At 72.7% G+C, this 20,532-nt stretch carries 17 protein-coding genes and 1 tRNA gene; 11 read left to right on the top strand and 7 right to left on the bottom strand.

The features are described 5' to 3' along the window. Positions 1–32: 32 nt before the first annotated feature. The 3 genes from NAEX_RS03300 to NAEX_RS03290 form a co-directional block, all read right to left on the bottom strand. Entirely contained in the window at positions 33–1,652 is a 1,620-nt protein-coding gene (locus tag NAEX_RS03300; protein WP_096326061.1) for a sensor histidine kinase, read from the bottom strand. Positions 1,653–1,808: 156 nt separating this feature from the next. Then, on the bottom strand, positions 1,809–2,783 hold the full coding sequence (locus NAEX_RS03295; RefSeq protein ID WP_096326060.1) for an electron transfer flavoprotein subunit alpha/FixB family protein: 975 nt from the start codon (positions 2,781–2,783) through the stop codon (positions 1,809–1,811). A gap of 1 nt (position 2,784) precedes the next feature. Beyond that, complete coding sequence (locus NAEX_RS03290) at positions 2,785–3,603, bottom strand: electron transfer flavoprotein subunit beta/FixA family protein (protein WP_096326059.1); 819 nt, start codon at positions 3,601–3,603, stop codon at positions 2,785–2,787. Between the two features lie 257 nt (positions 3,604–3,860). Between NAEX_RS03290 and NAEX_RS03285 the strand changes: the two genes are divergently transcribed. Both NAEX_RS03285 and NAEX_RS03280 read left to right on the top strand, forming a co-directional pair. After that, positions 3,861–4,796 (top strand): DsbA family protein, encoded by a 936-nt coding sequence (locus tag NAEX_RS03285; RefSeq protein ID WP_096326058.1) that lies wholly within the window; start codon positions 3,861–3,863, stop codon positions 4,794–4,796. Between the two features lie 65 nt (positions 4,797–4,861). Next, entirely contained in the window at positions 4,862–5,812 is a 951-nt protein-coding gene (locus NAEX_RS03280) for a homoserine kinase (protein WP_143140424.1), read from the top strand. A 195-nt stretch (positions 5,813–6,007) separates the two neighbouring features. On the opposite strand, the gene NAEX_RS03275 is transcribed toward NAEX_RS03280, so the two are convergent. Further along, the gene (locus NAEX_RS03275) at positions 6,008–6,508 is read right to left on the bottom strand and encodes a hypothetical protein (protein WP_096326056.1); all 501 of its coding nucleotides are present in this window, start codon (positions 6,506–6,508) and stop codon (positions 6,008–6,010) included. 99 nt (positions 6,509–6,607) lie between these two features. On the opposite strand from NAEX_RS03275, the gene NAEX_RS03270 reads away from it, so the two are divergent. After that, on the top strand, positions 6,608–7,879 hold the full coding sequence (locus tag NAEX_RS03270; protein ID WP_143140423.1) for a leucine-rich repeat domain-containing protein: 1,272 nt from the start codon (positions 6,608–6,610) through the stop codon (positions 7,877–7,879). 247 nt (positions 7,880–8,126) lie between these two features. On the opposite strand, the gene NAEX_RS03265 is transcribed toward NAEX_RS03270, so the two are convergent. Beyond that, positions 8,127–9,305: a DNA polymerase III subunit gene (locus NAEX_RS03265; protein ID WP_096326054.1), complete on the bottom strand. Its 1,179-nt coding sequence runs from the start codon at positions 9,303–9,305 to the stop codon at positions 8,127–8,129. Positions 9,306–9,420: 115 nt separating this feature from the next. Here NAEX_RS03265 and NAEX_RS03260 point away from each other — a divergent pair, with 115 nt between their 5' ends. The 3 genes from NAEX_RS03260 to NAEX_RS03250 all read left to right on the top strand — a co-directional run bounded on the left by NAEX_RS03260 (position 9,421) and on the right by NAEX_RS03250 (position 13,873). Then, the gene (locus tag NAEX_RS03260) at positions 9,421–10,122 is read left to right on the top strand and encodes a PspA/IM30 family protein (protein WP_096326053.1); all 702 of its coding nucleotides are present in this window, start codon (positions 9,421–9,423) and stop codon (positions 10,120–10,122) included. A gap of 58 nt (positions 10,123–10,180) precedes the next feature. After that, entirely contained in the window at positions 10,181–11,956 is a 1,776-nt protein-coding gene (locus tag NAEX_RS03255) for a hypothetical protein (RefSeq protein WP_096326052.1), read from the top strand. A gap of 381 nt (positions 11,957–12,337) precedes the next feature. After that, positions 12,338–13,873, top strand: coding sequence for a DUF7305 domain-containing protein (locus tag NAEX_RS03250; RefSeq protein ID WP_143140422.1), 1,536 nt, complete (start codon positions 12,338–12,340; stop codon positions 13,871–13,873). A gap of 95 nt (positions 13,874–13,968) precedes the next feature. Here the strand turns inward: NAEX_RS03250 and NAEX_RS49485 are convergent, their stop codons facing one another. Together NAEX_RS49485 and NAEX_RS03240 are read right to left on the bottom strand one after the other, a co-directional pair. After that, positions 13,969–14,937, bottom strand: coding sequence for a YndJ family transporter (locus tag NAEX_RS49485; protein WP_170135409.1), 969 nt, complete (start codon positions 14,935–14,937; stop codon positions 13,969–13,971). Positions 14,938–15,578: 641 nt separating this feature from the next. Continuing rightward, a complete protein-coding gene (locus NAEX_RS03240) occupies positions 15,579–17,405 on the bottom strand; it encodes a DUF2330 domain-containing protein (RefSeq protein ID WP_096326049.1) in 1,827 nt (608 codons plus the stop codon). Between the two features lie 254 nt (positions 17,406–17,659). Here NAEX_RS03240 and NAEX_RS03235 point away from each other — a divergent pair, with 254 nt between their 5' ends. The 5 genes from NAEX_RS03235 (at position 17,660) to NAEX_RS03215 (ending at position 20,416) form a co-directional block, all read left to right on the top strand. Continuing rightward, positions 17,660–17,938, top strand: a complete 279-nt coding sequence (locus NAEX_RS03235; protein WP_096333509.1) for an integration host factor subunit alpha — start codon at positions 17,660–17,662, stop codon at positions 17,936–17,938. 10 nt (positions 17,939–17,948) lie between these two features. Further along, positions 17,949–18,563: a MerR family transcriptional regulator gene (locus NAEX_RS03230; protein WP_096326048.1), complete on the top strand. Its 615-nt coding sequence runs from the start codon at positions 17,949–17,951 to the stop codon at positions 18,561–18,563. Between the two features lie 263 nt (positions 18,564–18,826). Then, positions 18,827–18,900 (top strand) — tRNA-Pro (locus NAEX_RS03225). Between the two features lie 122 nt (positions 18,901–19,022). Beyond that, positions 19,023–19,832: a 5'/3'-nucleotidase SurE gene (gene surE, locus NAEX_RS03220; RefSeq protein ID WP_096326047.1), complete on the top strand. Its 810-nt coding sequence runs from the start codon at positions 19,023–19,025 to the stop codon at positions 19,830–19,832. Positions 19,833–19,843: 11 nt separating this feature from the next. After that, a complete protein-coding gene (locus NAEX_RS03215; RefSeq protein WP_338042513.1) occupies positions 19,844–20,416 on the top strand; it encodes an adenine phosphoribosyltransferase in 573 nt (190 codons plus the stop codon). Positions 20,417–20,532 lie beyond the last annotated feature (116 nt).

Here is a 20,532-nt window from a genome sequence, read left to right as displayed (position 1 = left end):
GGCTGTCCCTCGGGACATGTCGACGTTCGCGCTCACGCGTCGGACTCCCCGCCCGAGGACGAGCTGCGCGGGCTCCAGAAGCGCTGACTGGCGCGGACGGCCTCCTCGGTCATGTCGATCGAGGCGGGCTTGCGCGGCGGGGTCAGCGGGAGCGAGAGGGTGAAGGTGGAGCCGCGGCCGAGAGCGGAGCTGACCTCGAGCGAGCCGGAGTGGTGGTTGGCGATGCTGCGGGCGATCGCCAGGCCGAGGCCGGTGCCCTTCTTGCGCTGGGCGAGGTTGCCGACCTGGCGGTACTCCTGGAAGATCTTGTCGATGTCCTCGGGGGCGATGCCGATGCCGGTGTCGGTGACGCGGATCAGCACGCGCCCGGGCAGCGGCTCGAACGCGGCCGAGATGATGATCGAGCCCTTCTCGGTGAACTTGGTGGCGTTCGACAGCAGGTTGTTGAGGATCTGGCAGATCCGCCGGCGGTCGCACACGACCCGCGGGAGGTCGCCCGGGACCTCGGTGCGCAGCTCGAGGCCGGCCTCCTGCACGAGCGGCCGGTGCTGCCGCCAGACCTCGTCGATCATGTCGGCCGGCGATTCGGAGGCGAAGTACAGCCGCAGCTCGCCCGACTCGATCATCGAGATGTCGAGGATGTCGTTGATGAGGCCGAGCAGCTGCATGCCGCTGGTGCGGATCAGGCGGATGTCCTCGCGCTGCTCGTCGGACAGCGGGGTCGACAGGCCCTCGAGCAAGAGCTGCGAGAAGCCGCAGATCGAGTTGAGCGGGGTCCGCAGCTCGTGGCTGACGGCGGCCAAGAACTCGGCCTTCGCCTCGGCGGCCTCGCGCGTCTGCAGCAGGGTCTCCTTGTAGAGGCGGTGCTCGCCGACGAGGTCGCGGCGCAGCCGCTCGAGCTCGGCCTGGAGGGCGCCGAAGCGGTCGGTGCGGGTGACGACGAGCGGGCGGCTGCCGGCGGCGGTGTCGATGTTGACGCGGTCGAGCCGGCGCGCGAGCGAGAGGACCTCGCCGCCGGTGTCGCGGGCGAACAGGCTGCCGGCGCGGGCGAACAGGCCGGTGAGCACGGCCAGGCCGAAGGCGGGCCACAGCTCGCGCGAGGTGGCCTCGGGCGCGGCGGCGGCGAGGATCCGGCCCATCGCCAGCAGGCCCGCCGAGCTGACTGCGCCGGCGAACAGCGAGCACCAGAGGGCCTGGGCAGTCTGGTGCTCGTCGCGCCCGACCGGCCGCGGGTTGCCGCCCAGGTGGAGATAGGCGGCCAGACAGGCCGGCGCGAGCGCGAGCGCGACGCCCCACACGGCCCCGAGCACCGGTCCGAGCGAGGGCAGGAGCACCGGCACGCTGGTGGTCTGGAGAACGCTGCCCCACAGCAGCGGGACGGCGACCACCAGCGCCGCCGGCGGGGCGATCACGAAGGTCCGCACGGCGTCGCGCCCGGCGGTCTCGACGAGACCTGTCCTTGTGGACAGGTAGACGACGAGCACCTGGACCCCGGCGACCAGACCGGCGACCACGGCGGCGGTCCGTCGCAGCGGCTCGTCGGTCATCCACGCCAGCGCGACCTGCGAGACGACGAGCAGGACGATGCCGGCGACCAGGGCGATCGCGAGGGCGTACACGGTCTGCCGCCGCGATGCGGTCTGGCTGCCCATTGCGGGCCGCGAGCGTAACACCCTTCGCGCCGCGACCGGGCGCAGGGCGGCCTGGCGGGCCTCGTGGGGCCGAAACGCCGGCGGCCTCGGCCCTCACCCGCAGGGGTGAGGGGGCGAGGCCGCGCCGGTCGAATCAGCGGTGCGGACGCGCAGCGCTCAGGCCGCGCCCTTGCGGGCCTTGATCAGCTCGACGAGCCGCGGGACCGCCTCTTCCCACTTGCCCACCAGGCCGTAGTCGGCGACCTGGAAGATCGGGGCCTCGGCGTCCTTGTTGATGGCGACGATCGTCTTCGAGCCCTTCATGCCGGCGAGGTGCTGGATCGCGCCCGAGATCGCCACGGCGAAGTAGAGCTCCGGGGCGACGATCTTGCCGGTCTGACCGACCTGCAGGTCGGCGGGGACCATGCCGGCGTCGGTCGCGGCCCGGCTGGCGCCCAGAGCGCCGCCGAGCAGGTCGGTGAGCTGCTCGAGGACCTTGAAGTTCGCGCCCTCGCGCATGCCACGGCCGCCCGAGACGATGACCTTGGCCTCGGTGAGCTGGGGGCGCGACGACTCGGTCTTCTGCACGCCCTGGACGACGGCGCCGCGGGTGTTGGCGGCGGCCGGGGCGAGGGGCTGGACGGGCACGGCGCCGGTCGGCTGGGCGTGCTCGAACTCGGTGCCGCGGGCGGTGAAGAAGAACGTGCCGGCGTTGACCTTCTGGTCCTGGAGGGCGCGGCCGGCCGAGATCGGGCGGACGAAGGTGTCGCCCGACTTGACCTTGACGACCTCGGAGACGAGCGGGGCGTCGAGGATCGCGGCCGCGCGGGGCAGCGCGTCACGCAGCGTCGAGGAGGCGGTGCCGCCGATCACGCTGGCGCCGAGGGTGCGCGCGGCGTGGACGATGGCGTCGGCCCACGCCTCGGCGGTGAACGGCTCGAGGGTCGGCCCGGCCAGGGTGTGGACGGCGGCCGCGCCGTAGCCGGCGGCGGCGATCGCCTGGGCGGCGGCGTCGGGGTGGGCGCCGAGCACCAGGAGGTGCAGCGGCTTGCCGGTGGCGCGGGCGATCTCGGCCGCGCAGGTGATGCCGGACAGGCTGTGCGGGCGGATCTGGCCGCCGGCGGTTTCGAGGATGACGAGGACCTTGCTCATGTTAGATGACCTTCGCTTCCTTCGTGAGCTTGTCGAACAGCTCCTCGACGGTCTTGACCTTCTGACCCGCCTTGCGGAGCGGCGGAGCGGCGACGCCGACGACCTGCTCGTTGTTGCCGACGGCGACGCCGAGGTCGGACGGCTTCAGCACGGCGACCGGCTTGCGCTTGGCCATCGTGATGCCCTTGAGCGAGGCGAGCCGCGGGCCCTCCTGGTAGGCGTGGGTCGCCGGGGTCGAGCCGTTCTTGACGCTCTTCGGCAGGACGATGCGGAGGTCGACCGAGACGACCGCCGGCAGCGGCACGCGCTTGACCTCGACGCCGTCGTCGACCTCGCGGCCGACGGTCAGCGCCTTGGCGGCCTGGTCCCACTCGACGGTGGCGGCGAAGCTGGCCTGCGGGACGTCGAGGAGCCCGGCGACGCGCTGCGGCACCTGGCCGCCCTCGTTGTCCTGCGACAGCTTGCCGGCGATGAGGAGGTCACAGGCCTCCTTCTTGAACACCGCGGCGATCAGCTTGGACACGGTGGCGGTGTCGAGCTTGTCCGGGTCGGCGTCGACGATGATGCCGCGGTCGGCGCCCATCGCCAGGAACTGCGTGAGCTGCTGGCGCTGGCTCTCGGGGCCGATCCCGAGGACGATCACCTCGGCCAGCCGCTGGGTGCCGCCGACGACCTCGGCGAGGCGGAGGGCGGTCTCGATGGCGTACTCGTCGAAGGCGTTCGGGACCCACTTCGAGGCAGAGTAGTCGAGCCCGCCGCCCGCGAATTTCAGGCTCTCGTCGGGATCCGGGATCCGCTTGACACAGACCAAAATCTTCAAAAGGGACTCCTCCTGCGCGAGGCTGTATCGCCCGGGCGAAGAACCCTGTCAATGCATCCGTACGGGTGAGTTTTTCCCCGAACGTGGAGCTTTCTCCGCGGTCATCCCCCGCCGCCCCGGCTGTCCGGACAAAAGGCCGCGGCGGTCGGGGACGCTTGCGAGGCCGCGGTGCGTGCGTTAGCGTTGCGCGGCCAATTCTGCCGGACGCTGCGACCTTGCGGCGAACTCGCCGGCTGCGCCCGCCAGGATCATCCGCGATGACCCGCTCCAAGTGCTCGCTCGCACCGCTGCTCCTCATCCTCTCGGCCTGTAGCCCGGCCTGCACCTCGGTGCCCGAGGCCGGCGCCCCGGAGAACAAGGGCGGGCCGGTCGCCGCGACCACCAAGGCCGAGACGCCGCCGAGCGAGGTCACGCCGCCGCCCGGCGGCGAGATCACCGAGGCCAAGGGCGTCGACCTGTCGCGCCTGTCGGAGCCGCAGAAGACCAGCTTCTTCCAGCTGATCAACAGCGAGCCGTCGGCCTGCGGCAAGCCGCACAGCCTGGCCGTGTCGCTGCGCGACGACGCCGCCTGCCGCGACTCGCTCAGCGTGTCGCAGTTCATCGCCGACGCGCTGGCCTCGGGCGCCTCGCCGAGCGACATCAAGGCCAACATGGAGTACGTCGTCGGCGCGCTCCAGCCGCGCAAGATCGACATCGAGGGCCGCCCGGTCTACGGCAACGAGCGGGCGCCGGTGACGGTGGTCGTGTTCGCCGACTTCGAGTGCCCGCACTGCCGCGCCGAGGCGCCGGTGCTGCGCCAGGCGATCGACCAGTTCCGCGGCCGGGCCAAGCTGGTGTTCAAGCACTTCCCGCTGTCGGCCCACCCGCGGGCCAAGGTCGCCGCGATCGCCACCGTCGCCGCCCAGGCCCAGGGCAAGTTCTGGGAGATGCACGACATCGTGTTCGAGAACCAGACGGCCCTGTCGGACGCCGACCTCCGCAAGTACGCGCAGAAGATCGGCCTCGACATGAAGCAGTTCGACGCCGACTTCGCCGCGCTCAAAGGCAAGGACATCGTCGAGGCCGACCGCGCCGAGGGCGAGAAGCTCGAGATCACCGGCACCCCGGCGGTGTTCGTCAACGGCCGCTACTTCAACGAGTACATGTTCGGCGGCACCGTGGTCGGCTGGATCGACGACGCCCTGCGCCGCTGAGGCGAGCGGGCGCGCGGCTCGACTCGACTTGACTCGGCGCCCAACCTGAGCCTGACTCTTTGGACATGTCACGACCCCGACCATGGATCGAGGCGTTCGCGCCCGCGACGGTGTCGAACCTCGGGCCCGGCTTCGACTGCCTGGGCCTGGCCCTGCGTGGACCCGGCGACCGCGTGCGCGCGCGCCTCGGCGAGCAGCCGGGCGTCACGATCGTCAAGGTCGAGGGCGACGGGGGCAAGCTGCCGCGCGCCGCCGACAAGAACACCGCCGGCGTCGCGGTCGCCGAGCTGCTGCGCCGCCACGCGCCGGACGCCGGGGTCGAGCTCGAGGTCTACAAGGGTCTGCCGCTCGGCAGCGGGCTCGGGTCGTCGGGCGCGAGCGCCTGCGCGGCGCTGGTGGCGGCCGATGCGGCGCTCGGCCTCGGCCTGCAGCCGGCGCAGTTGGTCGACCTGGCCCGCGAGGGCGAGCGGGTCGCCTGCGGCGCGGCCCACCCCGACAACGTGGCGCCGGCGATCCTCGGCGGCGTGGTGCTCATCCCGCAGCTCGACCCGCTGCGCCTGATCGCCCTGCCGAGCCCCGCCGACCTGTGGCTGGCGGTGTACACCCCCGGCTGCTCGGTCAGCACCGCCGAGGCGCGCGCGGTGCTGCCGGCCCAGGTGCCGCTGGCCGCGACGGTGCAGCAGGCCAGCCGGCTCGGGCTCCTGGTCCACGCGCTCCACTGCGGCGACCTGGCGCTGCTCGGCGAGGCGATCGTCGACGAGCTGGTCGAGCCCTGCCGCGCCCGCCTGATCCCCGGCTACCTCGACGCCAAGGCCGCCTGCTGCGAGGCCGGCGCGCTGGCCTGCAGCATCAGCGGCTCCGGGCCGACGACGTTCGCCCTGGCCGGCTCGCGCGGCCGCGCCGAGGCGATGCTCGCGATCCTCGAGGAGTGCTTCACCCTCGCCGGCGTGCCCGGCAACGGGCTGGTCGACCAGGTCGGACCCGGGGCCCGCGTGGTGTCGACCCTGTTGCATTGAGCATGTCCCACGGGGCATGTCGCTAGGGGCATGTCGTGCAGGGCGAGCGGTGCCCGCGGTCGCTGTGAGCCGGGCGACGGCGATCTGGGGTCGGGGCGCTCGGCGACGCGGGCGAAGACGTCGCGCGGGGCGCAGCTCGCCGACAAGGTACATGTCCCGAAGAACATGTCCGTCGAGACATTCTCGGACAGTCGGTCAGAACGCGAGGCCGAGGCCGAAGCCGAGGCCGCGCGGGAGGGCCAGCGGGCCGGCGGCGCGTAGCTGCACGCCGGCGAGCGCGCCGACCCGGGCCTGCTTGAGCTTGTGCAGGCGGACCTGGCTGGTCGGCCACAGGATCGCGCCGGGGACGGCCAGGCCGAAGCCGGCGGTCAGCACGAGGGCGCCGCCGATGACGTCGACCTCGTTGTCGCGCTCGGCCGCGAGCAAGACGATGGCGAGGCCGGCGGCGCTCAGGCCGAGGCCGGCGAGCGAGAGGCCGATGCCGGCGCCGAGGCGCCGGCGATAGCGGGCCCGCGTGAACTCGTAGAAGCCCTGGCCGGCGCGGCGCTCGCTCAGGTAGGCGGTCCACACGCGCTCGAGATCGAGGCCGGTGCGGGCCTGCAAGTCGCGGTAGACGGCCGCCTCGTCGGCGGGCGCCGGCGCGGCCGGGGCGACGAGCAACAGGCCCGTCAAGGCGGGCGCGAGGCAGGGCGACACGTGGCGATCGTACTCCAGGCGAGCGCCCGCGATAAGGCGGCCGCCAGGCGTCGAGTCCGCCAGACCGGCGCCGGATGCCGCGCGTAGTAGGCCGGCAAGATGCGTAGGTTAGGTCTGTGGATCATCCTGGTGTCTGCTTGCTCCGACCGCCCGCTGCCCGGCGAGAGCGCCAGCGACTCGACCACCACCTGGACGACGACGTCCGGAGAGCCGTCGCCGACCACGCCGTCGCCGACCACGGAGTCGCCGACGACCACACCGCTGCCGATGACCTCACCGACGGCGCCCGGCGACCCGACCACGGGCGAGCTTCCGACCACGACGTTCGACGTGACGACCGAGCCGACGACCGGCGTCCCCACCTCGTGCGGGCCGCCGTGCCCGGAGGAGCTGTCGATCGCGGGCGACCTCGACGTCGGCGCCACGCCGGGCGACTTCACTTGCGTGACCATGATCGGGGGCAACCTGAGGATCGACGCCGACGCGTCTCCGGCCGACGTGGCCACGCTGGCTAACGTCCGGCAGGTCTTCGGCAACCTCACCATCCGCGACCAGCCGGGGCTCGCCGACCTGTCCGCGTTCTCGTGCCTCGAGCGGGTCAGCGAGCTGACGATCCAGGGCATGCCGCAGATCGCCGACCTGTCGCACCTGTCGCGGCTCGAGTTCGCGTTCTCGCTCACGCTCGAGGACCTCGGGATCACGGCCCTCCCGAGCTTCGGCCCCGGCTTCACGGGCGTGGGAGAGCTGTTCCTGCGCGACAACCCGGGGCTGACGGACCTGAGCGCGACCTCGAATTGGAGCTCGATCCTGCTCAGCCTGGTGATCCAGAACAGCCCGGCGCTGGCCGACCTGTCGCCCCTGGCCGGGGTCCTCGGCGATCCGGAGCTGTTCTACAGCGTGTCGCTGATCGATCTGCCGGCCGTGACGTCGCTCGACGTGCTGAAGTCGCTGGTCGACATCGACGGGCTGCAGCTGGTCGGCCTGCCTGGCGTCACCGACCTGTCGGCGCTCGCCGGCCTGCGGCGGGCCGACCTCCTCGCGCTGTTCGGCTTGCCCAAGGTGACGAGCCTGGCGGGGCTGTCCGGGCTCGAGCAGGTCGACGGCAGCCTCAGCCTCGGCCATTGCACGAAGGACGGCATGGACGGGCTGACCAGCCTGGCCGGGCTCGACTCGCTGATGCACGTCGGCGCGCTGTCGATCTTCCACTGCGACGGGCTGACCTCCCTGGCCGGGGCGCCGGCGCTCGGCCACGTCAACCAGCTCGCGGTGTCCGGCAACCCGCTGCTGCCCGGGGCCGAGTTCGACGCGTTCGTCTCCGCGATCGGCACCGTGCCCGGCGAGTGTTTCAATGAGGAGTGCGGCTGCGAGTGACGCATCGCGAGGGGTCATGCCGGGCCTGTGCGAGCTCGCCGGCGCGCCGGCGTCGATGCACGTCCACTCGTCGACGGTAACCGGCGACCCGCAGCTCCCGCAGGGGGCGTTCGAGATCTTCGTGGCCGAGGGTCCCCAGTTTGCCCGACGCCTGCTTCACCGACACGTGCGACTCGGGTGAGCCGGCGAAAGACATGTCGCCGGAGCATGTCCCGAGGAGCAGGCTCCTTCGCGCATGTCCTTCGGGCTATGTCCCCGAGAGCAGGGCGCTCTGCTCGAGCAGGCCCTGCTCGAGCATCAGCCTGACGTTGCCCATGCGCTCGACGCGGGCGCCGAGGCGCTGCAGGGCGGTGATGGCGGCGACCATCGTGCCGGGGGCGACGGCCGGCGGCGGGGGCAGGCCGGGCAGGCCGGGGCGGCCGCGCAGCTGCTCGCGGACGTGGAGGATCCACAGCTCGACCAGGCGGCGGACGGCGGCTCGCTGCAGCGCGGGGGCGTCCTTCTTGCTCGCGGGCTTGTCGCCGTCGTCGCCGCCGGCGGCCTTGGCGGCCTTCTTGGCGGCCTTCTTCTTCCTGGCGCCGGGGACCTCGGGCTCGGCCTCGGCGGGGCTGTCCTCGGGGACAGCTTCGCTCGGGGCGGTGGCGACGGACCAGGCCTGCCACAGCGGGTGGTTGTCGCCGCCGAAGATCGCCGGCGGGCCGGCGCGCACGGCGGCGATCGCCTGCTTGACCAGCTCGAGGCTGCGGGCCAGCGACGGGTCGGAGGCCAGCTCGAGGGCCACGCCGGCGCTGCCCTCGGCCAGCAGCACCGCCATGTCGAAGCGCTCGGGCGGCGCGTCGGCGGCGCGGGCGTCGACGATGCTGCGGACGATGTCGTCGTCGAGGCGGCCGAGGCGGACCGGGAGCGAGCGGCTGAGGATCGTCGGCAGCACGCCCTGGAGGTTGGTGGTGAGCAGGGCGAAGTGGACCCCGGGGCGCGGCTCCTCGATCGTCTTGAGCAGGGCGTTGCCGGCGGCCTCGCCGAGGGCGTCGGCCGGGTCGACGACGACGAGGTAGGCGCGGCCCTCGTAGGGGGCGTGGGTCTGGCGGACGTGGCAGGCGCGGGCGGCGTCGACGGAGATCAGGCCGGCCTTGCTGTCGGGCACCAGCCAGTCGACGTCGGGGTGGTTGCCGGCGAGCACGCGCTGGCAGGTGGGGCAGGCGCCGCAGCCCACGCCGGGGCGCTGCGGGCACAGGAGGGCGCAGCCGAGGCCGCGGGCGAAGGTCGCCTTGCCGACGCCGCGCGGGCCGACGAGCACGAGCGCGTGGTGCAGCTGCCCGCGCCCGAGCGCGCGCAGCACGGCCGCCTGGGCCTGCGCGTGGCCGAGGACACCGACGAGGCGCGAGCCCGGCTCGGCGCCGGGCGAGGGTGGAGGGTCGCCTGCCATCCGCGCGGCCTTGATAGGCGGTTACGCGGGCGCTTGCAAGGTCGGACGCGACAGGCGACGGGCCGCGCGCTAGACTGGGCGACCGAAGGCGGGCGAGGCGCCCGCGAGGACGCGCATGTCGGAGAAACCGGGGCTGTTCCGCCGCCTGAAGAAGGCCATCCAGAGCACGCTGAACGACGCGGTCGAGGCCGTGTCCGACCCGGGCCAGGAGGTGGCCCTGATGCTCGACGACCTGGCCGAGAACATCCGCAAGTCGGAGCTCGACCTCAAGCAGTCGATCGTCGACCAGAAGATGATGGAGAAGAAGCTCGAGCAGCTGACTCGCGACGAGACGGCGTGGCAGCGGCGGGCCGAGCAGGCGATCACGATCGGCGACGAGACGCTCGCCCGCGCGGCGCTGCAGCGCAAGGGCGAGATCACGCAGGAGAAGCAGGCCACCGACGAGGCGCTGGTGCAGCAGCGCAAGCTGGTCGAGGACCTGCGCCAGGGCATCACCGACGCCAAGGCCAAGCTCAAGGCGCTGAACCTCCGCCGCGGCACGCTGATGGCCCAGGCCCGCGCGAGCAAGCAGAGCGGCGGCGCGAGCACGATCCCCGGCGACGCCGGCGCCGGCGCCCGCATGGACGCGATCGAGAGCAAGATCGCCCGCCTCGAGGCCCTCAACGAGGTCAGCGCCGAGGACATGGACGGCCGGATCCAGGAGGCCCAGATCGACGCCCAGCTCAACGGCCTCAGCGCCAAGAACGACCTCGACGACGCGCTCGCGGCCCTCAAGGCCAAGATGCAGGCCAAGCAGCTCGACGAGGGCAAGAAGTAGGGCGGTCCTCTCGGGCATGCCCGAACGGCCAGGTGTGATGGGACAGGTCCCCGGGGACATGTCTGCCGGAACATGTCCTCGCGGCGGGGCGGCGCTGCTGGCCGCCCTGGCCCTGCTGCTGCTGGCCGCGTTCCCCTACGCCGAGGCGACCCGCAACGCCAACGAGCGCCCGCGCCTGCTGCAGGCCGCGTCGCTGGTCGAGCGCGGCGCGTGGCGCATCGACGGCCTCGGCCTCGACCCGGGGCCCGACGTCGCCCGCGCGCCGTCCGGGGCGCTCTACCCCAACAAGCCGCCGGGGACCAGCGTGGTCGCGGCGCTCGGGTACTGGGCCGCGCGGGCGACCGCGGGCGACCGGCAGGCGGCCCGCGGGGCGGGTGCCGATGGCGTGTTCGAAGGGACAGGTGGAGGCGGGGCGTCGGCGGGAGCGGGTGCGCGGGGCGTGTCCGAAGGGGCAGGTGCACGAGGCGTGTCCGAAGGGACAGGTGCGCGGGGCGTGTCCGAAGGGACAGGGGCGCGGGGCGTGTCCGAAGGGGCAGGTGCGCGCGGGCCGACGCTGCGGGCGGTGACCTGGTGGGCGCGCCTGTTCGGCGGGGTGCTGCCGACGCTGGCGCTGTGCGGGCTCCTGTGGCGGTCGCTGGCGCCGAGCTACGGGGCGCGCGCGGCGGCGCTGGCGATCGGGCTGTACGCGCTGGCGACCCCGGCGGCCGCCTACGCGCACCTCCTGTACGGGCACCAGCTGGCGGCGTGCCTGCTGTGGGCGGGGCTGCTGCTGCTGGTGCGGGCGCGCGAGCAGGCGCGGCCCGGGCCGGCGGCGCTCGGCGGGGCGCTGGCCGGGTCGGCGGTGCTGGTCGAGTACACGGCGGCGTTCGCCGGGCTGGCGGCGGCGGGGCTGGTGCTCGGGCTGGCGCGCGCGCGGGCGTGGGCGAGCGCGGGTGCGGCGGTGGCCGGGGCGGCGGTGCCGGCGGGCCTCCTCCTGGCGTACCACGCGGCGGTGTTCGGCGGGCCGCTCAAGACGGGGTACCACCACAGCGCGACGGCCGAATTCGCCGAGAAGCACGGCCAGGGCCTGCTCGGGCTGGTCGGGCCGAGCTGGCACGCGATCGAGACCCACGCGCTGGCGCTGGCGTCGGGCCTGTGCGGCTGGGCCCCGCTGTGGCCGCTGGCGGCCTGGGGGCTGTGGCGGCTGGCCGGCGGGACATGGGACAAGGGACATGTCCTGCGGGGCAGGGCCGAGCTGGCGGCGTTCGCGACGGTGCTGCTGGCGTGCGTGAGCCTCAACTTCGAGGGCGGCTGGCGCGTGGGGCCGCGCTACCTGGTGGTGGTGCTGCCGGCGCTGGCGCTCGGCTGGGCGGCCGCGGCCGCGCGCGCGCTGGCCGGGCCGCCGCGCGGCTGGCCGGCGACGCTGGGCCTGGGCGTCGCGGCGGCGCTGGCGAGCTGGTCGCTGGTGGTCAACGGGCTGGCGGCCAACCTGTGGCCGCACTTCGACCTGACGAACGTGCATCAACCGGTGCCGGAGGTCCTGCTGCCGCTGTGGCGGGCAGGCTTCGCGCCGTACACGCTGACGGGGGCGCTCGGGCTGCCGGGGCCGGGGATCGGCTGGGTCGTGTGCGCCGGGCTGGTGGGGCTGATCGCGCTGGCGACGCCGCGCTCGCTCGGCCTGCGCGGGCGGATCGCGGTGCTCGTCGGGGCGCTCGTCGGCCTCGGCCTGGTGGCGGCCACGCAGGCGCTGCCGCGACACCCGCGCTCGGCCGCCAACCTGCGCTACATCGAGAAGGTGTGGGAGCCGCCGCGCTCGGGCGCACCCGCGCCGAGCCAGCGTTTTCTGGTGCCCTGAGGGACATGTCGGGAAGCACATGTCCGCGGGGGCAGATGGGCGGGCGTCTGCCGTCCGCGCTGCGGACGGGTGTCGGCTGCTGCGCGATGACCCCCGCTCTCGTGAGCGGGTACGCGTCGCCGGCCGACGGCGAAATCGAGCTCGTGCTCGGCCCGATCGTCCTCACGGGGAAGATCGGCGGATGTCCTGACGAGCGGCGCTCGCCCGCGGAAATGTCCGCAGCTGCACACGGGGTGGACGGTCGTCGCGCCGGTTCTTCGCGGGCAGGCGAGTCCGCAGCGAGGCGCTGCGACGGCGCCGCGCACAGCACCACGTGTCGCACGCAGGGCTCGGAGACTTACATTGCGACGGCGCGGTCCGAGTCGATACGCTGCGACCCGTATGGCGAGACGCGGCGCGAGGTTGTGGGTGGCGATGGCGATGGCGGCCTGCGGCGGGTCGGGCGACGACAGCGGCGGGACGGGGCTCAGCGCCGGGACGACGATGATGGGCTCGACCGGTACGGCGTCGGGGACCGGCAGCGCCGGCACGGAGGTGCCGACGACGGGCTCGACGGTCAGCGGCGGCGTCAGTGATTCGACGGGGACGTCGACGACCGGGCCGACCACGGGCGAGCCGGGGACGTCGACGACGAGCCCGGGCACGAGCACCGGCACGACGGGGACGACGACCGCGACGACCGGCGGCGAGACGACGGGCGAGACGACGAGCGGGACCACCGGGGCCGTCGACTTCTGCGACGGCGAGGGCGGGATCTTGCTGCCGGGCGACGAGGTGACGTGCACCGGCGACCTCGGCAAAAAGACGTTCTTGTTCGCGATCTGCTCGTGCAGCGGGCTGACCGCCAACAACAGCCTGAAGACCGACTCGTTCGACAGCAACGACCCGAACATGGTGCCGATGGACGGCGGCTCGGTCGGGGTCAACGGGCCGTACAACGCGGCGTCGATGGTCGACATCGGCGGGTCGCTGTGGGTGGACGGCAAGATCCAGACCTTCAACGCCCATCAGGTCGCGCAGCAGCTCAAGTGCAGCGACGACCTGACGGCCGGCTCGGCCTCGCACGTGGCCGACGACCTGTTCACCGAGGGCAACCTGTTCGCGCAGAACATGACGCTGACGATCGACGGCGACCTGCACATGTTGCCGAACAAGACCAACAACGGGGCGAAGGTGCTGGGGGCGACGATCAAGGAGCAGGTCGACGTCAAGACGCCGTGCGACTGCGAGGACCTGATCGACGTGCCGAAGATCGTCAGCGGCTACATGCAGGACAACGACAACGACGCCCTGCCGATCGCGCCCGACGAGCTGGTCGGGCTGCCGCAGCCGAAGTCGGTCGAGCTGCCGTGCGGCCGCTACTTCTTCACGGCGATCGACAGCAACAGCAGCCTCGACATCACGCTGACCGGTCGCACGGTGATCGCCATCGCCGGCGACGTGCAGAACGCCGGCGCGTTCCACATCACGCTCGGGCCCGAGGCGGAGCTCGACCTGTTCATCGCCGGCGACGCCAATTTCAACAACGTGGCGACGATCGGCGACCCGAAGCGGCCGGCGGCGACGCGGATCTACGTCGGCGGGTCGTTCAAGTTCGCCAGCAACTTCACGCTCGGGGCCAACCTGTACCAGCCCAACGCGGTGTTCACGGCCAACAACATGTCGGAGATCTGGGGCGCGCTGTTCGTCGGCGGGCTGCAGCTGGCGAGCCCGCTGGTGGTCCACTACGACCAGGCGATCCTCGACCTCGACGGCTGCGACCCGCCCGACCAGGGCTGCGGCGACTGCCACGACTGCGCCAACCCGACCCCCGCTTGCACCCCGGAGGGGACCTGCGGGCCGTGCGTGGTCGACGACGACTGCTGCCCGCCGCTCGTGTGCGACGCGGGGATGTGCAAGGCGATCATCCCGCAGTAGGCGGCGGCACGGCGCGAGGTCGCGAAGGGTCATGTCCTGAGGGACATGTCTCGAGGTTCTCTCTCCGCGAGCTCGGGCCGAGGTCTCGTGCTCGTTCAGTCGCGCGGCGCGGGCGCCTGCAGGCCGGTCCAGGCGAGCAGGCCGAGGCCGAGGAAGCCGAGCGCGTTGACGAGGCCGTGGGCGCGCAGCATCGTGAGGATCGGGACGGCGGCGCCGTAGAAGCCCTGGGCGGCGAACATGCCGGCGAGGGTGGTGCTCAGCAACAGTGACCCGGAGGACAGGGCCAAAAGGACACGTGCCCAGGCGGGCCGATCGCCCAGGCGGGCGGCGGCGACGAGCTGCAGGCCGGCGAGGAGCGGGAGGCCGAGGACGTAGAGGCCGGCGCCGGCGAGCTCGATCGATCGGACGCCGGTGCCGATGCCTACCGCGAGCGTGGGGAAGGCGAGCATCAGGACGAAGGCGGCGAGGCGGTAGACGGGGCGCGTCCAGTCGGCGGCGCCGCCGAGGCCGCGGCCGAGCAGGCCGACCATGACGAGCGTGCCGAAGCCGGCGGCGTGGAAGTGGCCGGCGGTGAGCGCCGCGGCGAGGCCGCCGAAGCCGCCGAGGACGAGGTCGCCGCGGTAGACGAGCAGCCACACGGCCGCGGCGGGCAACAACACGAGGCCGAGGTCGAGGGCGAGCTCGGCGGGGGCGAGGCTGCGGCGGACGTGGAAGCGGAGCAGGCCGTGCAGGGCCGCGAAGCCGCACACGAGCAGCCAGAGCCCGGTGAGCCCGGCGGCGGCTGCCGGTCCGAGGCCGGGCGCGAAGGCGGGGACGGCGGCGACGAGGCCGGCGAGGCCGGCGAGGCCGGCGAGGCGAGCGGCGTTGGCGTATGTCCTCGGGGACATGTCGTCCGCCGCCGTGAAGAGCAGCGCCCGCGGGACGGCGACGAGGACCACGAACAGGACGATCACCTCGGCGAGGGCGGCCTCGTCGCCGAGGTCGCCGAGGCGCACGCCGACGACGGCGAGCCAGACGAGGAGGCCGATCACCGGGGCGCCCGTGCTCAGCGAGGCAGGAACCACGCGCGGGAGTGTAGCGTGGCGATGCGCGCGGGTGGCCCGGGGCGCATCGCTGGCGCGGCCGACGAGGGCCCGGATCGGCAGGGTCGATGGCCGGGCGAGGCGCGACGGCGGCGGGGCGAGGGCGGGGTCGAGCGCGAGAGCTCGGGGACGCGGCCGGGCGAGGCGTCGGCAGGACGATGGACGGACGCAGCGAGGCGTCGGGGTCGCCGGGGCCTTCGTGCGGAGGGCGGAAGCGCTCGTGGCGGCGACCGGTGAGCTCCGCCCTCGCGCGCGGCGCCAGGGCGCGGAGGTGCGAGTGCTGCAGGGCATGTCACCTAAAACATGTTCTAAAAAACATGTCCTACGAGGCATGTCCATCGTCGTCGGCGGCGGGCAGGGCCGGCGGCGACGGAGCGCTCGCGCGCTGCAGCGGCCGTCGCAAAGCCGCGGCCAGGAGACATGCTGCAATGACATGTCTCCGGAGACATGTCCCTTGTTTCGGCCGCGCACGACGGGGAGGCCGAGCGGGCCAGCAGCGAGGGGGCGGTCGGGGCGGGCTCGGCCACCCCGGGGGCGACCACGGTCGCAGGGGCAGCCCGAGGCGCTGCCGCCCGGAGACATGCTGCTATTTAAAACAGGTCTCCAGGGGCATGTTTTTGGGGTCAGCCGCGTCGGCGGCGCGGGCGGACGGCGAGGAGGCCGAGGAGGGCCAGCAGCGAGGGGACCGTCGGGGCGCCGCCGCGGCCGTCGCAGGCGCAGCCGCTGCCGCTGGCGCCGCCGACGACGTTCGGGCTGCTGTCGCTCTCGGTCGAGTAGAAGGTGGTGCCGGTGCTGCCGCTGCCGCCCGAGGTGTCGGGGCCGGTGGTGGGGCCGTCGGTGTCGCTGGTGGTCGGCCCGCCGGTGGTGCCGGAGGGCGGCGGCGGGTGCTGCTGGTTCCACTCGGCCAGCAGCTGGTCGATGAGCGGGGTGTTGTCGACGAGCGGCTGCGGCATGCCGTCCATGACCATCTGGTCGACGTCCTCCTCCCACGGCATCTCGTCCTGGAACTGCGGCCACGGGTCGCCGAAGTCCATGTTGACCTGGCGACCGTCGGGCAGGGTGACGACCGCGAAGTCCTCGCACGAGATGTCGCGCTGGGCGATCCGGACGTTCGGGACGTCGGGCAGCTCGGGGTTGAGGAGGAACAGCGGATCTTCGGTCATCTCGTTGGGCGAGATGGTGGTGTAGAGGCGCGTGAGGTACGGCCAGGTATCGACCAGGTTCTTGGCGTGCTCGGCCGGCTCGATCACGCGGGCCAGCAGATCCTTGGCGAAGCCGCTGCCGTCGCCCCACGCCCCGAGGTCGATGTCGGCCTCGAAGCAGCTGAGACAGCTGTAGAACTGCTCGGGCGAGATGCCGTTCGGCACCGGGAGGTAGGTGGCGAGCAAGCCCTCGATCAGCGGGTGGTTGAACTGACAGAAGAACTCGTCGCTGCAGTCGGTCAGGCCCTGCTGGTTGAGCTGGCTCATGACGTCGACGGCGGCGAGGCCGGTGAAGGGGTCGGCGCTCCACCCGGCCGAGTAGAATCGGCCGACGCTGAGGACGCTGCTGTCGCCGGCGAACTCGGTGACGAAGGCGTGGCCCTCGGCCATGAAGGCGTCGACGGCGAGGCTGACGACCTCCTTGTAGTTGGCGCCGAGGTTGAGCCAGTCGATCTTGAGCGGGTTGACGAGGACGTGGCGGTAGTTGGTGGGGATCGCCCGGCCGTCGCCGAGGCTGAAGGCGCGGATGTCCATGTCCTCGACGGCGGCGATCCGGGTGAGGCGGATCGGGACGCAGCCCTCGGGCTCGGCGAAGCTGAGGACGATCGGGTGGATGCTGCTCAGGCCCTCGCCGTTGCTCAGCTTGAAGGCGACGACGCTGTTGCCCTCGTCGAGGTACTCCTGCAAGATCGGCTCGGCGTTGGGGTCCTGCTGGTAGCCGTTGTCGCCCAGCCACTGCATGATGTCGCCGGCGTTCATGCCCCCGAGCACGACGACCTCGAAGGCGCCGACGGTCTCGATCTTCTTGACGTCGACGCCGGTGTCGGTGCCTTCGCCGGTCGTGCCGTCGCCGGTGAACGAGCCGCCGGAGGTCGCCGGGAAGCCGTCGGTGCCCTCGCCGCCGCAGAACTCGAAGTTGTCCTGCAGGCCGTAGGTCGGGACGGTGGCGTTCAGCAGCTCCCGGAACAGCAGCTCGCTGCCGACCGAGAAGGTGGGGACCTCGGGCAGCGGGATCAGCCACGCGAATTGCTGCGCGTTGGTGTCCGGGTCGTACTGGATCTGGATGTGGACCTCGACCTGACCCTGGTCGATCACGAAGAGGATGTTCTCGCCGGTCTGATCGACCGGCATGGCGTTGGGCCCGGGCTCACAGACGGTGCCGCCGCAGGCGTCCGCCTGGCTGGGCGGGAGGGCGGCGAGCAAGAGGGCTGTCCACGGTAAGGCATAGGCGCAAGCAGATCGCAGCATCGCCGCGATCCTCGCTCGCGGCCGCCGGCGGCGCAACCCGTCTGAGCGGCGTTCTGCGAGCTCCTGCGAGGTGGTGCAGTCGTGAACAGGAAGTCCCGGACGGGGGAGGGCGCGGCGCCCGGACGGATGCCGCTCGTGCCCGACGTGTAATGCTGCAAACAAGCGCGGCAGTTGAGTTTTTCTCGCGCGGAGCTAGGTCCAACGCACGGCCGCCGGGCTTGCGTGACGCCGAGTTTTTGCCAAAGATCCGCGGCGTGACGAAGGCGGACATCATCGAGCGCGTATGCGAGGAAGTCGGCGGCTTCTCCAAGAAGGAGGCCGCCGACGTGGTCGAGGTGGTGTTCGAGCTGATGAAGAACACGCTCGCGGAGGGCGAGAAGATCAAGATCTCGGGGTTCGGCAACTTCGTCGTCCGCGCCAAGAACCCGCGTCCGGGCCGCAACCCGCAGACGGGCGTGCAGATCACGATCGACGCCCGCAGGGTGCTGACGTTCAAGCCGAGCAACGTGCTGAAGGCCGCGCTCAACGCGTAGCGAGACGGCGATGAGCGGCGCAGACGAGGACGCGGGACAGACGAGCCGGCGCAAGGCGGGCGACGGCGCAGCGAGCGAGGGGCCGTCGAAGCCCGCCCGCACGCGCGCCCGCGCGAAGAAGGCCGGCGCGGCGACGGGGCCCGACCTGGGGTCCGACAAGCTGTACTTCAAGATCGGCGAGGTGGCGCAGATCGTCGGCGTGCCGGCCTACGTGCTCCGCTACTGGGAGACCGAGTTCAAGGTCATCCGCCCGCAGAAGTCGCGCACGCAGCAGCGGGTGTACCGGCGCCGCGACGTCGAGACGCTGCTGAAGATCAAGCACCTCCTGTACGCGAAGAAGTTCACGATCGCGGGGGCGCGCCAGCAGCTGCGCCTCGGCGGCGAGGCGGTCGAGATGGCGCCGCCGTCGAGCCGATACCTGGCGTCGCAGTCGCTGGCGGCGCTGCGCGAGTCGCTCGACGACCTGATCGCGTGGGTCGAGAACACCGAGGCGACGGCGAGCACCGCGGCCGACCCGGTCGAGTTCATCCGCACGCGCGGCGGCGCCCGGGCCCTGATCGACGAGGCGGCCGCGGCCGGCGAGGCGCAACCACTGCTGCAGCGCAGCGGCCGCGAGCCGCTGTGAGGGCGAGCGCGACGCGAGGGGAGCCTCGCGGGCGTGCGGAGGACGAAACTCGGAGGCTGGGGAGCTCGCCCCGGCGCGGAGAACGAGCCGCAAGGGCCCCGGGAGGCTCGAAAGGCTCGGGGCGGAGGCGGTCGAGGGCGTGCGGGGCCGGCCGCGGGCCGGGCGATCCGCGTCGGCGGCCGCGCTCGTGAGTTTGCCGGGCGGACCGGGGTCGCAGGGGGCTTGCCGGGGCGGAGCAAAGCGCGTATACCGGCGCTCCGTTTCGGGGCGTAGCGCAGCCTGGTAGCGCACTAGACTGGGGGTCTAGGGGTCGGAGGTTCGAATCCTCTCGCCCCGACAAACGCGAAGAGCCGACAGGTTTCCCCTGCCGGCTCTTATTTTTTTCCGCGCTCCGCGGGAAGCTTGCGCCGCCCTGTTTCGCGTCGGGGCCGCCGGGTGGTCTGTGCTACAAGGCGCGGCGTGTCGCAACGGCCGCTGATCCTGGTCACCAACGACGACGGCATCCTCGCGCCCGGGATCCTCGCCCTGGCCGAGGCGGTGGCGCCGCTCGGCGACGTGGTGGTGTGCGCGCCGGAGACCGAGCGCAGCGGCTCGTCGCACGCGATCACGCTGCACTCGCACCTGCGCGTCGACGAGGTCCGCCCGGGCTGGCACCGGGTCAACGGCACGCCGGTCGACTGCGTGTACCTGGCGTCGCTGCACCTGTGCGAGCGCCGGCCGGCGCTGGTCGTGTCGGGGGTGAACCCGGGCTATAACCTCGGCTCCGACGTGTTTTACTCGGGGACGGTCGGGGGCGCCGCCGAGGGGTTCATCCGCGGGGCGTCGGCGATGGCGGTGTCGGTCCACGCGCGCGAGTCGCCGCGGGTGGCGATCCCGGTGGTGCGGACGCTGGCTCGCATGCTGCTGGCGCAGCCGTCGCTGAGCCTGCTGAACGTCAACATCCCGTGGATCTCCCACAGCGCGCCGCCGCCGGAGGGGCCGCCGGAGGTGCTGGCCGAGGGGATCCCGATCGTCGTGACGCGGCTGGGGGCCCGGCCCTACGTCGAGCAGGTCGAGCGCCGCCAGGACCCGCGCGGGATGGCCTACTTCTGGATCGGCGGGCCGCCGCGCGACGCCGGCGAGCACGAGGGCGAGGACACCTGGGCGGTCAAACGCGGCTTCGTGTCGGTGACCCCGCTGGTCCTCGACATCACGGCGCCCGATCTGACACCGTGGCAGCAGATGTTCGCCGGGACGACCGTGCAGGTCGATCCGCGAGGCGACGAGTGAGGACCGAGACGATGCGCGAGAGCCCCGATTTTCGCATGTCCGAGGTCGAGCGCGCGGCGGCGCTGCGCGACGTGGCCAGCCTGATCCGCGCGGTGCCGGACTTCCCGTCGCCGGGGATCCTGTTCCGCGACATCACCCCGGTGCTGCGCGACCCGGCGGCGATGGCGGCGGCGCTGCGCCTCCACCTCGACGCGGTCGCCGATCTGGCCGGCTCGATCGACCGCATCGTCGGCGTCGAGTCGCGCGGGTTTCTGTTCGGCATGCCGATCGCCCACGCGCTCGGGGTCGGCTTCGTGCCGGCGCGCAAGCCCGGCAAGCTGCCCGCGGCCACGGTGACGCAGGCGTACGCGCTCGAGTACGGCGAGGGCACGCTGCACATGCACGCCGACGCGATCGACGCCGGCGACCGCGTGCTGCTGGTCGACGACCTGCTGGCCACCGGCGGGACCGCGGGCGCGGCCGCCCGCCTGGTCCAGCGCCTCGGCGGCGAGGTGGTCGCCGGCCTGTTCCTGATCGAGCTGCCGTTCTTGAAGGGCCGCGAGCGGCTGGCGCCGCTGCGGGTCGAGGCGCTGCTGCCTTTTTGAGCATGTCGTAAAAGGCATGTCCAAACGGGCATGCCCGTACGAGCATGTTGTTCCGGGCATGTCGCAAGGGACAGCGCTCGGCCGCGTCGCGGGCCGTCGGCGAGCGAGGGCGGCGG

Origin of the sequence: Nannocystis exedens (assembly GCF_002343915.1) — a bacterium.
GTDB classification, from domain to species: domain Bacteria; phylum Myxococcota_A; class Polyangia; order Nannocystales; family Nannocystaceae; genus Nannocystis; species Nannocystis exedens.
The sequence above is the reverse complement of the archived record's forward strand: the minus strand, read 5'-3'. Positions and strand labels throughout refer to the sequence as shown.